Genomic DNA, 14,681 nt, shown 5'->3' with positions numbered 1-14,681 from the left:
CGGTCCCGACTAGGATTTGCGCTGAAAACAAGTGGATATTTCTGCTGCCAAGGTGCTACAAGCAGTGGCGGCACGCTTATGGTTCTTGAACTTTAGTCAGTTTTGCCCCCTCACGACGCTCCTTACTCCTCTCCCTTACACTGCTACTTTCTTGGAAACATTCACCATTAAGGATATTGCCCGCGAACTGAACATCTCCACCTCCACTGTTTCGCGAGCCTTGCGCGGCAGCTACGAAATCAACCCCGAAACCAAGCGGCTGGTGATGGAATGCGCCGAGCGCCTCAACTATCGTCCTAATCCGATAGCGCTGAGCCTGAAAGGTAGCGGCACCCGCGCCATTGGCGTTATTGTTCCCCAGATTGCCAACTACTTTTTCTCTCAAGCTATCAATGGCATTGAGGCCATTGCCTACAACCGCGGCTACCACGTTATCATTTTCCAGAGCCACGAGTCCTACGAGCGGGAAGTGGCTAACGTAGAGCAGGCTATGTCGCGGCGCGTGGATGGCTTGCTGCTGTCCTTATCAAGCGAGACTTCCGATGTTACTTACCTGCGCGAGCTGCACGATAAGGGCGTTCCTATCGTACTTTTCGACCGGGTTTCGTCGGAGCTGGAAGTAACCAAAGTGGTAGCCGACAACTTTAAGGGCGCTTTTGCTGCCACCGAGCATCTGATTCAATCGGGGCGGCGGCGCATTGCTCATCTTACCATTCAGCCTTGGCTCAGCATTACGCAGGAGCGCCTGGCCGGCTACCGGGCGGCCCTGGAAAAGTACGGCCTGACTTACGATGAAAACTTGGTGCGCTACGGCACCTTCGGGCCCAATGAAGTAGGCCCCATGGTCGATGAGCTAATGGCGCTGCCCGTCGCGCCCGACGCCTTTTTTACCGCCAGCGACCGGCTGGCCGTGGGCTGCCTCACGGCCCTGCGCCAGCGCAACCTCACCATTCCCGACGATGTCTCGCTTATTGGCTTCACCAATTTGAACGTAGCCGAGCTCTTGTCGCCTTCGCTAAGCACCGTAGTTCAGCCGGCCCAGGAAATCGGGCAGGTGGCGGCCGAGCGCCTCATCGATTTGATTGAGCGCAAGCACCGCGCGCAGCCCGTAGGCACCGTGCGTATTGCCACCGAGCTCATCGCACGCGACTCTACGCGGCTACCAGAGCATATCATGGCGCGCTTAGCGACGGCATCACCCGAGGATCAGAAGTCAAAGCCGCGTGATTTCGTGCTGTCTATTTAAGGGCAAATCGTTCAACCGATGACGAGACGCGGCATTTCGCGTCTCGTCATCGGTTGAACGACGAAAACCGCACTTACCAAACAACATCAGCAACGACGAGACGCGAAATGCCGCGTCTATACATCGTTCTGTTAAACCAGACGAATAAAAAAGCCCCCCGCGTCAGCTTAGCAACGCTGGGGGCTTTTTTTATTCAATCCGAAACCAATCGACATCGGCAGAGCCGGCGTCGTTGGTTTTGCTGGCGCGTGTGCAGAACAGGCCTACTTTGGCACCAATCCAGCGGCCTTCGCGGGCTTGAAACTCGGTGCCGATGGGCTGAAACTGCTGGCCGTCGAGGCTGTAGCTGAACTGGCATTTGGCGCCTTCGCGCACGGCCATGCGCAGATAAATCGGCTGGTTGGTCGGAACTTCTACGGGAGGCGCGGCAGCTACTTCTGCTTCTCCTTTGTCCGCATTCTTGCACACCGTTGGGGCCAGATAAATCCGGCCATTCTGGTTGATCAGACTCAGGCGCGCATAGTCCATCCCCATCATAATCAGCCCCGTTTGCTCCCCTCAAAACGCGGGGTAAAACTGAGTTTAGTAGTAGCCGTGAAAGCCGCGGCGGGCAGCTTTTGTAGCAGCAAATTCGGCACTTGCCAGAAGTTCTTAAAATCGGTGGGCAGCGGCACGGAGTAGAGGCGTAGCGTGCTCTGGGGGGCATTTATGAACGCCCAGCCTGGCTGCGGGTTGGCGTGCCACTGCCATTGCAGACCCAGCGTGGTAGCATCAAACTCATCGGAAGTAGCGGGCGTGGCCAGCGGTTGCGCAGCGCCTTTGTAAGCGGGCTTGCGATACGTTAGTACAGGTTCGCCTTTGCCGTCGCCGTCCGGGTCGTTGCCGATGACGGGCCAGTCGTTTTTCCAGACCATGGGCTGCAAATGCACCACGCGCCCGTAAGGCCCCTGGTCCTGAAAATGCATAAACCAGTCTTCCTTGTCGCCGGGCGTGGTCACCCACGCACCTTGGTGGGGCCCGTTGATGGGCGTATTGCCCTGGGCCATTACAATCCGGTCTTCATAGGGACCAAATACATTCTTGGAGCGTAGCACCACCTGCCAGCCCGTGGATACGCCCCCGCCCGGCGCAAAAATGTAGTAGTAACCGTTGCGCTTATAAAACTTCGGGCCTTCGATAGTCGGGTGTTTCTCGTGGCCATCGAAAATGATCACCTCATCACCCAGCAGCTTCAGCCCGTCGGGCGACATGCGCGACACAGCCAGCACGCTCTTAAAGCCGGCCCGTGAGCCGGCAAAGGCATGCACCAGATAGGCCTGTCCGTCCGAGTCCCAGAGAGGGCAAGGGTCAATCCAACCTTTCGCTTCTTTAATCAGAATAGGCGTCTCCCACGGCCCTGCCGGGTTCTTCGCCCGCGTTACATAAATGCCGTAGTCGGGGTCGGGGTAATAGATATAAAACTGCCCTTTGTGGTAGCGAATGGCTGGGGCCCAAACCCCATTGCCATGCTGAGGTTTGCTGAATACATCCAGCGGCGACTGCTGCGTAAAAACAGTGCTGATAATCGTCCAGTTTACTAGGTCTTTCGAGTGCAGAATCTGCAGGCCCGGCGCCGCATTAAAGCTCGACGAAGTGAGGTAATAATCGGAGCCGACGCGCACGACATCTGGGTCGGAATAATCGGCGTACAGCACCGGGTTTTTGTAGGTGCCGTTGCCCAAGTCCGGCACCCACACTTTCGACAAAGAAGATGATTGCGCTGCACCCAAAACGGGCAGAAGCAGCAAAAACAGAAGACCAAGAATTTTCATGAGAAGCAAAGCTAAATGGCTCAGCCTTACTTGCGGACAGTTTGCTGCAGCAGCCAGGTAGCCAGGTCTTTACCGGCCTGAAAGTTCTCGTAGGTAGCTGGGATTTTGCGGCCATCTACGTACTCATTATACAGCCATGGGTCGCCCAGCGCGAACACCGTTCCTTTGCCTACTTTGGCCGTGGCCATAATCACGTGGCTGCCGTTCTTTACCAGCGGCTGTGCGGGTGACTTTATCTCCAGGGGAGCCAGCTCTTTTACATAGGCAGTTTTAGCAGTTTTGAACACCGTTTTGCCGGACGTCAAATCTACTTTGCCTTGCTCAAACTGGTCACCTTTCACCATGTTGAGGCTGGTGTTGGCGAAGCGCATTCCGAAGGCCTGAGCCAGTTGGTTGAAGCGCGGAATCTCGCAGTTGGACGTATCATTCGCCAGCATTACCAGCGTGCCGCCAGCCTTCACCCAGTCGCTGATGGCCTGCACGTGCGCGGCTTCTACAAAGTTCGGATTCGGCGTTTCCTTGCGCGTGTCCGGGTCAACGATAATGTAGACATCTACGCCTTTGAGTGCGGCAGCCGTTGGCGCGGTTGGAATCGAAATAGTTTTGCCCCCCAGCTCACGAAACTGGTTGCCCCAGAACCAGAAACCACCGTGGGTACGCTCTTCCCAGGTGTAGTGAAACGGCTCTGTTTCGCCGGTAATCGGGCTCTTGCGCGACTCGTGATTGAAGTACGTATCCAGACCTACGGTTTTGCCTTGACCGAGCTTATTTTCAGCGGCAATTTCCATTTCCACGCTAGCCAGAATGAACGGGCCGACGCCTTTCAAATCGTTCTTGCGCAGCGGCTCACTCAGGTAGTACTCGAAGCTGCCGTCGCGGTAAGGTTTGCCCCCAGACCGCCTACGCTCACCGTGCCATTGAACGCCAGAGCCCCGTCAGCCTCGTTGGCTACGAAGGTTTTGAGGAGGCCCTGATAGCCTTTATCAGCCACCTTTTGATACGATTTATCCAGATAGCCCATGCGTACGCCTTTGGCCAGCATATACACAAACATGCTGCTGCCCGAGGCTTCAGCGTAGTTGCCTTTGCGTGAACCCTGATCTACTACCAACGACCAGGTGCCCGTTTTCTGATCCTGATACTTAGCCAACACGGGCGCCAGTCGCTGTGCATACTTCACCAGGTTCGCATACTCTTTGTGCTCTTTGGGGAAGTAATCGAGCACATCTACAAGCGCCATAGCGTACCAGCCCATGCCCCGGTCCCAGAAGTTGGGCGATTGGCCGGTTTGCTTGTTGGCCCACTGCTGCTCCCGGCTCTCGTCGTAGCCGTGGTAGAGCAAGCCAGTCTTCGCATCAACCAGATTTTTCTCGATAAGCGCAAACTGCTTGGCTACGTCGTCGAAGTCCTGAGGCTGGTTGAAAACCTTATTGTACTCGGCGTAAAAGGGCTGAGCCATGTACAGGCCATCCAGCCACATCTGGTTGGGGTAGATCTTCTTGTGCCAAAAGCCGCCGGCCTTGGTGCGGGGCTGCTCAGCGATCTGCTTGCGCAGCAGTTGGGCGGCTTTCACGTACTTCTGCTGCGCTGCCGAGTTGCCCAACGACATCTGACTCAGCAACAGCAGCGCGTGGCCGGTAGTCAGATTATCGAGGTTGTAATCTTCGATTTTGTAGGTACGAATGCTACCATCAGGCTGCACAAACAAGTCAATATCTTTCTGAATGTAGGTGAAGTATTTGGGGTCGCCGGTGCGCTGCCACACCCGCTCCAGAGCCTTCAGCATTAAGCCCTGCTCGTAGTCCCACCGAGTCGTTTTGCGGCTGCCGATAAGGATGGAATCGGGGTGCCATTTGATGAACGAATCAGCCATGCGCTGCGACATGGGCTGCGTGGCCGTCTGGGGGGCTTTTTGGGCCGTCGCCGCAACAAACGAAAACAGAAAACCGACAAGAATGAGACTTCGGAACATAGGCTATACGTGAGCTTAAGCGATAAACGATTTCCCGCCTCGGCTGAGGCGGGGATTGATGTTCTTACTGGTTAGCGGCTCGAAACAGTTACCACTTTTTTCGACACTTTCTTCCCGAACTCCACATCCTCCTTCGCGCCCTTCGTGTTAGTGTTTACCAACTTCACATTCTTGCTACGGTCGCCGGTTACGCGCAGCAGCAGGTCGGCGCCGTTGGTATAGCGGATGTTGTCCATCACGATGTTACGGCTGTTTTGTACTTCCAGCACCGGCTTTGTTTCGGTGGAAAACAGGGCCACATTTTTAAGCCGGATACCGTCGGCTTCCTGACACACGAGGCCCTTTTTGCTTTCCAGCACCGTATTTTCTATCTCGATATCCTTGATGTTCATCTCGGGCACCCCGCGAATCAGGATACCCGTATTGGCCCCCTTGCAGGTTACGTTTTTGATGCGGAAGCCGCGGAACTGCGGAGTGCCTTCGTTCAGGGGTTCAGCCTTAATTTCGGGAATGGCAAACGCCTCGCCGTTCACTTGCACGGGGTCTTTGGCGGCGTAAAACATATCAAACAGAATGGCTTCGCCGGCAATGTCGGTCATGTCTACTCCGTCGACGAAGATGTTCTCCACTACCCCACCCCGCCCGCGAGCCGTTTTGAAGCGCAGCCCCACATCAGTACCCATGAAAGTGCAGTTGGTCACGTAGATATTACGCGCGCCGCCCGACATTTCCGAGCCGATTACGAAGCCGCCGTGGGCGTGATATACTTTGGTGTCGCGGATGATGAAGTTCTCGGTCGGCACACCGCGCTTGCGGCCCTGCTCGTCGCGGCCCGACTTGATGCAAATGCCGTCGTCGCCCACGTCGAAGGTGCAGCCTTCTACCAAACCATTGCGGCAAGATTCCAGGTCCAGCGCGTCGGTGTTTTGGCCGTACCACGGGTTCTTGGCCGTCACGTTGCGCAGCGTAATGTTGTCGCAGAGCAGCGGGTGAATGGTCCAGGCCGGCGAGTTCTGAATGGTAAAGCCTTCCAGCAGAATCTGCTTGCAGCGCTGTAGGCTGAGCATGTTGGGCCGCAGGAAGTCTTTTACTTCAGTGTAGCGGTTGAAATCTACTTCGGCTTGACCAGCCGGAATAACCCAGATTTTGGGCGAGAGCGAGCCTTTCAGCGAGCTGGACGTCGGGTACCAGGTGGTGCCTTTTTCATCCAAAAAGCCCCCCGACTTCACCAGCTTCTGCCACTGGCCTTCGCTCAGCTTTTCCTTCTTCACCATGCGCCAGGCGTCGCCGGCACCGTCGAAAGTGCCTTCGCCGGTGATGGCAATATTTACGAGGTCGTAGCCCGAAATGGGCGACTGATTGCGCACGGCATCCTCGCCTTCCCAGTTGGTTTTAATGAGTTTGTAGTCAGAAAGCTTGTTGCTGAACTGCACCAGCGCCCCGCGCTGCACATGCAGGTTCACGTTGCTTTTCAGCTGAATAGGCCCCGTGAGCCACAGGCCGCGTGGCACCAATACCACACCACCTTGCTGGCTGCAAGCCTCAATGGCTTTGCGGAATGCCTCCGTATTCAGCGTTTGCCCATCGGCCACGGCCCCGAACTTGGTGATGTTAAAGGTATCGGCACGGAATGAAGGCTGGAGCACTACCGGCAGATCGAAAGCATACTTGCCCGCGAAGGCCAGCGGCTTCAGGTGACTAGCTAGGCCAAGGTTTTGCTTTTTTACGTCCTGTGCTACTAGCTGCGCAATCAGCTCAGCGCCATAGGCCGAAAAGTGCGTGTTGTCGTTCTTGGCGGGGGCCACCGGATTCTCCTGGTAATAGCCGTTCTGGTAGCTCCAGAAAAGGTCGCGGCTGCCTTTCTCGCCGAGCTGGGAGTACAAGGCCCAGCTTTTTTCGTGCATATCAATCAGCGGCACTTTCAGCGATTTGGCTACCTCGCGCACCACCGCCGGGTATTCGCCGTGGTCGTCTTTGCGCTTGCCCTGCTCATCGAAGTAGCGGCGGCCAACGGGCGTGAGCAGCACCGGATTTGCCCCCCGCTGCCTGGCTTCCTGCACGTAGCGCGTCAGGTTTTTGCGGTAGTCGGTTTGGGGCGCGGCGTAGCGGGCGGTGTCTTCTTTTTTCTGGTCGTTGTGGCCAAATTGGATGAGCACCCAGTCGCCGGGCTTCACCTGCTCCATCACCTTGGCCCAGCGGCCTTCGTGGCGAAAGTTGCGGGTGCTGCGCCCGTTCATGGCGTGATTCTGCACGACGGTTTCGCCGTCAAAAAACTGGTCGAAGTACATGCCCCAGCCGCGCTCGGGCTTGCTGCGGTCCGGCTTCTCCGACATGGTAGAGTCGCCGACCAGAAACACTTGAACCTTCTTTTCCTCGGCCGGGCGGAAAGCCAGGGCTACCAGTGACAGCAGCAATACAGCGTATTTTTTCATCGAATGAGCGTTAGGGAAAAAAGCCCCCAGCACCGGCTGGAGTGTAATTCTTTCCTGATACGGCCGCTTCAGCAGCTATTGAGCAATAGCTTAAGCTACAGACGGAGCCGTGAGGGAAACGGACTTAGCGAAGAGTTTATTTGCGCAATCGTTACCGGGAACGTTCTCATTCCTCGGTTCTGTGCCCTTCGCTGTACTCCATTATCGCGCTTCTGATGCCGATTTGGGTGGTTCGTAGCAGTACGCAAAGCCGGCGAGTCTACGCCATTGTTGCATTTTATGATGATGCATCTAAAGCCAATCGGGTAGCAGTCGAAGTTTCGCTCCGTCTGCTACCCGATTGGCTTTCACTCCGCGGCTCCTACGATGAAGCTGTTACGGAGCAATCAAATTCCGACACCCATGCGCTTGTAAGTGACTTTGCGCAGCGTAAGCGGATTCGCTGCCCGAACCTTGATGGTTTTAAATTCATCAGTGGGAAAGAAAATGCCCGTCATGGCGGTCAGGCCTTCATCGGCAAATACTTCCACCGAAGCCGCGTCTACAATAAGCGTGAGGTCCATCTTGGCGCTGGTGGTAAGGCGGGGCGCAGTGGCGCGCATCGCAAATTTATTGCTGAAGTCAAACTTGCCCGACTTGGTGCGGTCGATGTAGTATTGGTTGGCTTTTTTGTCGTAGCCAATCAGCACTTCTTCCTTGCGGTCATTGGTCAAGACTACAGCAAAATCAGCGAGCTGATCAGCAGTTAGTTTCAACTGAAATGGGCCCGTGTTTTTGGTTTTGTCCGAGAGGTTCATCTCCCCTTTCACCGCCACATTATCAAGCGTAATTTCGCTTGATCCCAGCTTGCTTACCTCCTTCGATGGCTGCGACACCAACAGCACTTGCGTTCCTACTTTGCGCAGCGACAAGTCGCGGGGGATGGTCATGGCGCTGCGCCAAGGATGCGTGGGCACTTGGTTGGCATATTCCCAATTGCTCATCCAACCCAGAAAAATCTTCCGGTCGCCGGTGTTCGACCACGTGACGCCCGCGTAGTTGTCGGGGCCGTAGTCCACCCATTTGGTGTCGGTGGAAAGCGGCGTAAACTTCTTGCCGTCGAAGTCGCCTACAAAGTACTGCGTGGCCGAGCCTTTGTTGGGTCCGCCGGGGTTGATGCTGACCAGCAACACCCACTGCGTTTTGCCCCCCAGCGTCAGCGGAAACAGATCGGGGCACTCCCACACGCCGCCGTGGGCGCCTACCTTCTCGCCAAACTCACTTTGCTTGGTCCAGTCCTTCAGGTTGGGCGAGGAATAGAACGTGATGCGGTCTTTGGTGGCTAGGGTCATAATCCACTTCTTGTCCTTCTCGTACCAACTCACCTTCGGGTCGCGGAAGTCCTGAATACCAGGATTTTTCAGCACCGGGTTCTGGGCGTACTTCGTCCATGTTTTGCCTTCGTCCAGGCTATAGGCAATGCTTTGGTTCTGGTGCTTATTGCCCCCCAGCTTCTCCAGCTTCGGATCGTGATGCGTAAAAATGGCCACCATCGGCACCTGCCCGTTTTTACCGAAGCCAGAAGTATTGTTCACGTCCAGCACGGCGCTGCCCGAGAAGATATAGCCCAGGCTGTCGGGGTACAAGGCAACAGGCTGGTGCTGCCAGCTCACCAGATCCTTGCTGGTGGCGTGGCCCCAGTGCATCGGCCCCCAGATGGTGCTGTCGGGGTAATATTGATAGAACAAGTGGTAGGTGCCCTTATGGAAGACCATTCCGTTCGGGTCGTTCATCCAGTTGGCCTTCGGGGTGAAGTGAAACTTGGGGCGGTACTGCTCGGTGGCCTGCGGCCGTTGGGCCCAGCCGCTGAGCGTCAGGCCCAGCAAGCTTACAGTCAGTAAAAACAGTTTTTTCATAGGGAGAGGCGATTAAAGCTTACTGTATAAAAAAGAACGTCATGCAGAGCAAAGCGAAGCATCTCGCGTGCAATCGTCAGGATTAGCATTGCAACGAAGCGAGCGAGATGCTTCGCTTTGCTCTGCATGACGTTCATGTAAGTGAATTTAGGCGTGGCGTCCTACTCCCAGCAGCTCCGCAATATGCGATTCGCTAAGCGCCGGGGTGGCTCCCTGATAGGTGGCAACCAACGCTCCACTCGCGCAGGCAATGCGCAGGCATTCGTCGTAGGGCCGACCGCTCAGCCAAGCTCGTAGGAAAGCCGCTAAGAATGCGTCACCGCTGCCGATGGTATCCACTACTTCGACTTTGATACCGGGTGAGCGGTAAATTTGCCCCCCAGCCCACAGCATAGCCCCATCAGCGCCAAGCGTGACGCACACGGCTTTCAAACCGAAACGACTAGCCAGGCCAGCTAGGGCAGCTTCGTCGTCGGTGCTGCCGCCAAACCAATCCAGGATTTCGGCCAGCTCATGGTGGTTCATCTTTACCACATCGGCCTGCTCCAGCAGGTATTTAATGACCTCGCGGGTGTAGTGCGGGGGGCGCATGTTTACGTCGAACACCTTGAGTTGGGCGCTTTGCAGCAGCCGATACAAGGTTTCGCGCGTGGCCTGGCTACGCGCAGCCAGACTCCCATACACAAATACTTTGGCGTTGGCTACCAGGTCGCGCACGTCGTTGTCGTACTGAATGTAGTCCCAGGCCACGGGCTGCACAATCTTGTAAACCACCTCATTGCGGTCGTCCACGTTGGCCTTCACTACGCCAGTCAGGTGGGTTTTGCCGCGCTGCACATACTTCGTGCTAACGCCCCGGCTTTCGAGAAAGGTCAGTAATTCGCCCCCCAGATCGTCGTCGCCAACGCGGCTGATAAGCTCCACAGGTTGCCCAAACTGGTGCAAGTGCACCGCCACATTGAAGGGCGCCCCACCAGGCTGCTTGCCCGAAGGCAGCACATCCCAGAGCGTTTCGCCGAAACACACAACTGTATCTTTCATAAGAAGCTGATTTGATGATTTTTGTGGCATTCAACCGTGTGTCTACCAACCCGGATTCTGCTGATACAGGCCCTTACTGAAGTTGATCTGATTTAACGGAATTGGCAAGTATTCGTCGCGGCCGCGGGTGAAGCGGGCGTCCTTCAGGTGCTGACGCTTTGTTTTTTCCTTTTCGAAGTAAGTGTTCAGATAATCGGCCGCAATTCCCCAGCGCACTAGGTCGAAGAAGCGCTGACCTTCCAGCGCAAACTCTAAGCGACGCTCGAAGCGCAGCGCCTGGCGGGCGTACGCTTGGTTCCAAACCCCGGCCGAATACTGGCCGATACGATAGTTGGAGATGTTGGCACCAGTAGTAGTTTTCAACCGGGCGGTGCTGTTCTGAGCGCGCTGCCGGATCTGGTTAACGATGGGCAGAGCTTCGGCCGGGCGGTTCAGCTCAATCAGGGCCTCCGCTTTCCAGAGCAATACATCAGCGTAGCGGATGATGGTCCAGTTCTTCGATGAGCTCATGAAGGGGGGCGTTTTCTGGAAGCTTGGGTCCGAAGGCAGCACGTTTTCCTTCATCGACATGTACACTCCGTACGTGTTCTGGTCGCGCAGCCAGGAGGTTTCGAAGATGAACGATGGAGAATATTTGTAAGGGTGCGAGGGAATACCAACAGAGTGGTCGAGGCGCGGATCGACGGTGTTCGTCTGGAAATCAGCGGGGGCGCTTAGGTCCGAGTTGTTGAAAGTTTCAAACTGGGGCAGACCCTGGGCGTCCGTCTTGAAGGCGTTGACCAGGTTCTGGCTGGGCTGATGAAACCCGCAGCAGCCGTAGTCCGGATTCATCGGGTAGTTCAGGGCATTGCCCCGGTCCGTGCGGCCTTTGGGCGTGCCGTCGTTGCGCGAAAACTGGATGGCAAATACCGATTCTACCCCGTTGTCGCCGGCCGTGAGGAAGTTGGTAGCAAAATCAGAGTGCAGCGAATATTTACCCGAGGCAATGACCTGATTGGTCAACGTCACCACTTCTTGAAGCTTGGCCTGATCCACCGACGTCACAGCATTATTGTCGCTCTGCACATAGGCTTGGAAAAGCAGCGTTTTGGCCAGATAAGCCTGCGCCGCCGACTTGTTGGCCCGCCCGATTTCCGGCTGGGTATCGGGCAGATTCGCCACGGCAAAGCGGAAGTCATCAGCAATCTTGGTCCACAGCTCGTCGTTACTCAGGGCTACGTTTGATACCGAAGCATACTGCTCAGTGGGGATGGTTTCATCTATATAAGGCACTCGCTTGAACAGCTCCTTCAGCATAAAGTAGAAGTGGCCGCGCAGAAAGCGCATCTCGCCCTGACGAATGGCCTTGTTGGGCATGGCCGTAGCGTTGATGGTCTCCAGGCGGCGCAGGGCGTCGTTGGCGCGCGAGATGCCTATGTAGATCAGGAACCACAGCTCGTCGGTGTTGCCCACGTCGACGCGGTTGAAGGTGAAGGTTTCGTAGAAGTGAAACGCATCCACGTCGGCCGTGCCATTGCCACCCTTGTAGGCGTCGCCGGCGCGCACGTTGCCGTAGGGCCACAGGGAGGTGTAAGGAGCCCGGTACACGTCGTTGCCCAGTTGGGAGTAGGTGGCAATAACCTGCTTTTCAATATTGGCGGCGGTATTCAGCTGGTCGTCGCTGAGGGCGCCAGTGGGCTGCACATTCAGGAATTCTTTGTCGTTGCAGCCAGAGGAAAGGGCGAGCAGCGAAATCGCCAGTGCGCTGGTTTTCAGGATTTTCATGGTAGGTAGGCTGGCGGATGATTAGAAGGAAACGTTGAGGCCGGTGGTGAAAATGCGGGGAACCGGGTACTGGTAGTTGGTCACCTCGGGGTCTGGGCCAGTGTACTCCTTGCTCTTGACGGTGAACAGGTTCTGGCTCTGCACATACACGCGCACTCCTTGCAGCTTGATTTTGCTTACCAAGGTGGCGGGCAGCGAGTAACCCAGCTGAATGTTGCGCAGCTTCAGGTAAGAAGCGTTTTCGATGAAGTAGGTCGAAGCGCGGCCTTCGTTGTTGGAGTTTTGCAGGGTAAGGGCCGGAATGGAAGAGCCCGTGTTGGTCGGCGACCAAGCGTCGAGCAGCCGCTCACCCCAGTTCTCACCCGAGGCAATAGACGCGAAGTCAGTCCGGAATTTGGCGTTGTTGTAAGCCTCCAGGCCCTGTACCCCTTGCAGGAACACTTGCACGTCGAAGCCTTTGTAGCCAGCGCCTAGGTTGAGACCGTAGTTGAAATCCGGCACGCCTTCGGTAATCCAGGTCTGGTCGAAGTTGTCGACTTTGCCGTCGCCATTCAGGTCTTTGTAGCGGATACGACCGGGAGCGGCGCCTACTTGTGTGGGGCCTTCGCTCACTTCGGTGGCATTCTGGTACAAGCCGTCGGCCACGTAGCCGTACACCGCGTTGATGGAGTGGCCCAAGCGAGTTACGTCTTGGCCGTTGCCGCCGTAGGCGTTGATTACCTCGTCGGGCAGGAAGGTGAGCTTGTTGCGGTACGTAGACAGGTTGCCCGTAACGCTGTAAGTCAGGCCGTTAGCCAATTCGTTCTGATAACCTACCAGAAATTCCCAGCCCTTGTTTTCGATAGAAGCACCGTTCACAAACTTGTCGCCACCCTCGCCCACTACGGCTAGGTAAGGCAGATTCACGAGGATGTCTTCGCTTTTCTTGATGAAGTAATCGACCGAGCCCGTGAGGCGGTTATCCAGCAAGCCGAAGTCAACACCGAGGTTGGTTTGGGTCGTGGTTTCCCACTTCAGGTCAGGATTGGCCTGCTGTACGCGGCGGTAGCCGGAGGGCAAATTAGTGTCGTTGCCGAAGATGTCGTAAGCGGTGCCGCGGTCGTACTCAAAGTTGGGATCAAGGGTGCCCAGCAACGATTGGTAAAGGCCGCGGGAGGCAAAGTTGGCGATGTCCTGGTTGCCAGTTTGGCCCCAGCCGGCGCGCAGCTTCAGGTCGGAAAAGAACGGCGCGGTGTTTTTCACGAAGTTCTCTTCGCTCAAGCGCCAGCCCACCGACGCGGCCGGAAATACCCCGAACCGGTTGTCTTCGCCGAAGCGGGAGGAACCATCGCGGCGAATTGTAACGGAGGCCAAGTACTTGTCGGCCAGCGAGTAGTTGAATTTGCTGAAGTACGAAGCCAGTTTGTAGGCAGTGCCGGAGCCACCGTTGTCTTTGTTGGCGGCGCCCGCATCGAGGTAGGCGTAGGTGGGGTCTTCGCTGGCGAAATTGGTACGGGAGGCGTAGCTGCTCTCATCGTAGTAGCTGATGCGCTCGGTACCGGCCACGAAGTTCAGCTGATGTTTGCCCCCAGCGTCATGTCGTAGTTCAACGTATTCTGCCACACCCAGTTACCATAAAAACGCTGGTTGTCGGTTACCCGATTGTTCGCTTCGGAGAGGAAACCCGCCTTATAGGTTTTATAAATCTGGCGGAACTTGTACATGCTGTAATCGATGCCGAAGCTGGTACGCAGGTGCAGGCCCGGCAGCAGCTCGGCGTCGGCAAACACGTTACCGAAGGCCCGACCCGTGTTGGAGCGGTTCTGGCGGTTATCAGAGAGCAGGCGCAACGGGTTATCACGGTCGCTCATACCTTCCACGGGGCCGCCCCAGCCTATTCCATCCACCGTCCGCACAGGCACAATAGACGGCAGCTGAGTGGTCCGGTCGCGCACTAGGTTCAGATCGAACTCCGCCCGCTGCGACTTCACGACGGTCAGGTTTTCGCCAATCTTTAATTTGCCCCCCAGGAAGTTATAGTCGGAGTTGAGGCGGGCCGTGTAGCGGTTGAAATCGGTGTGTTTTAGGGTGCCGCTATTATCGTAGTAGTTCAGCGAAAACAACGCCCCACCCCGCTCGCCGCCGCTGCTCACACTCAGGTTGTAGCTCTGAATCAGGGCATTCTGCTCAGTTTCTTTAAACCAGTCGGTGTCGGCAGCGCGCATGGTTTGCTCCTTGTCGATGAACTCAGGCACCAGCACCTGGTCGAGCACGGGCCGTCCATCGGTGCCGGTGCGCGTTTGGAAGGTGTAGAAAGGGCGGCTGGGTACGGCGCCGTCGTTAGTGGCCGCTTGCCAGTACACCCGGCCATAGTCCTGGGTGTTGAGCATCTGAATGTGCGGGCCCGGCGTCTGGAGCGTAAAGAAGGTCGAAAAGTCTACCCGCGTGGCGCCCTGCTTGGCCTTTTTGGTTGTGATGATAATGACGCCGTTACTGGCCCGAGAGCCATAGATGCTGGCGGCGGAAGCGTCTTTCAGCACC

At 56.4% G+C, this 14,681-nt stretch carries 9 protein-coding genes and 1 pseudogene; 1 reads left to right on the top strand and 9 read right to left on the bottom strand.

Annotation, left to right across the window (positions count from 1 at the left end):
• Positions 1-151 precede the first annotated feature (151 nt).
• Positions 152-1,246, top strand: coding sequence for a LacI family DNA-binding transcriptional regulator (locus H9L05_RS14995; RefSeq protein WP_187731637.1), 1,095 nt, complete (start codon positions 152-154; stop codon positions 1,244-1,246).
• 189 nt (positions 1,247-1,435) lie between these two features.
• On the opposite strand, the pseudogene H9L05_RS14990 reads toward H9L05_RS14995, so the two are convergent.
• The 9 genes and pseudogenes from H9L05_RS14990 to H9L05_RS25140 form a co-directional block, all read right to left on the bottom strand.
• Positions 1,436-3,057 (bottom strand): annotated as a pseudogene (locus tag H9L05_RS14990) (glycoside hydrolase family 43 protein).
• A 26-nt stretch (positions 3,058-3,083) separates the two neighbouring features.
• Positions 3,084-3,884 carry a DUF4350 domain-containing protein gene (locus H9L05_RS26290; RefSeq protein WP_317174980.1) on the bottom strand — a complete coding sequence of 267 codons (801 nt, stop codon included), beginning with the start codon at positions 3,882-3,884 and terminating at the stop codon, positions 3,084-3,086.
• Between the two features lie 23 nt (positions 3,885-3,907).
• A complete protein-coding gene (locus H9L05_RS26285; protein ID WP_317174979.1) occupies positions 3,908-5,029 on the bottom strand; it encodes a glycoside hydrolase family 88/105 protein in 1,122 nt (373 codons plus the stop codon).
• A 71-nt stretch (positions 5,030-5,100) separates the two neighbouring features.
• Complete coding sequence (locus tag H9L05_RS14980) at positions 5,101-7,461, bottom strand: glycosyl hydrolase family 28 protein (RefSeq protein WP_187731636.1); 2,361 nt, start codon at positions 7,459-7,461, stop codon at positions 5,101-5,103.
• A 386-nt stretch (positions 7,462-7,847) separates the two neighbouring features.
• Positions 7,848-9,356: a glycoside hydrolase family 32 protein gene (locus H9L05_RS14975; RefSeq protein WP_187731635.1), complete on the bottom strand. Its 1,509-nt coding sequence runs from the start codon at positions 9,354-9,356 to the stop codon at positions 7,848-7,850.
• Positions 9,357-9,503: 147 nt separating this feature from the next.
• Positions 9,504-10,397 carry a carbohydrate kinase family protein gene (locus H9L05_RS14970; protein ID WP_187731634.1) on the bottom strand — a complete coding sequence of 298 codons (894 nt, stop codon included), beginning with the start codon at positions 10,395-10,397 and terminating at the stop codon, positions 9,504-9,506.
• A gap of 42 nt (positions 10,398-10,439) precedes the next feature.
• Entirely contained in the window at positions 10,440-12,161 is a 1,722-nt protein-coding gene (locus tag H9L05_RS14965; RefSeq protein WP_187731633.1) for a RagB/SusD family nutrient uptake outer membrane protein, read from the bottom strand.
• Positions 12,162-12,182: 21 nt separating this feature from the next.
• Positions 12,183-13,763 carry a SusC/RagA family TonB-linked outer membrane protein gene (locus tag H9L05_RS23920; RefSeq protein ID WP_223284474.1) on the bottom strand — a complete coding sequence of 527 codons (1,581 nt, stop codon included), beginning with the start codon at positions 13,761-13,763 and terminating at the stop codon, positions 12,183-12,185.
• The gene (locus tag H9L05_RS25140; protein ID WP_262892543.1) at positions 13,712-14,680 is read right to left on the bottom strand and encodes a SusC/RagA family TonB-linked outer membrane protein; all 969 of its coding nucleotides are present in this window, start codon (positions 14,678-14,680) and stop codon (positions 13,712-13,714) included. The genes H9L05_RS23920 and H9L05_RS25140 overlap by 52 nt, the downstream gene beginning before the upstream one ends.
• Position 14,681 lies beyond the last annotated feature (1 nt).

The organism is Hymenobacter qilianensis (genome assembly GCF_014489555.1).
Classification (GTDB): Bacteria; Bacteroidota; Bacteroidia; order Cytophagales; family Hymenobacteraceae; genus Hymenobacter; species Hymenobacter qilianensis.
This window is presented reverse-complemented; position numbering and strand designations above follow the sequence as displayed.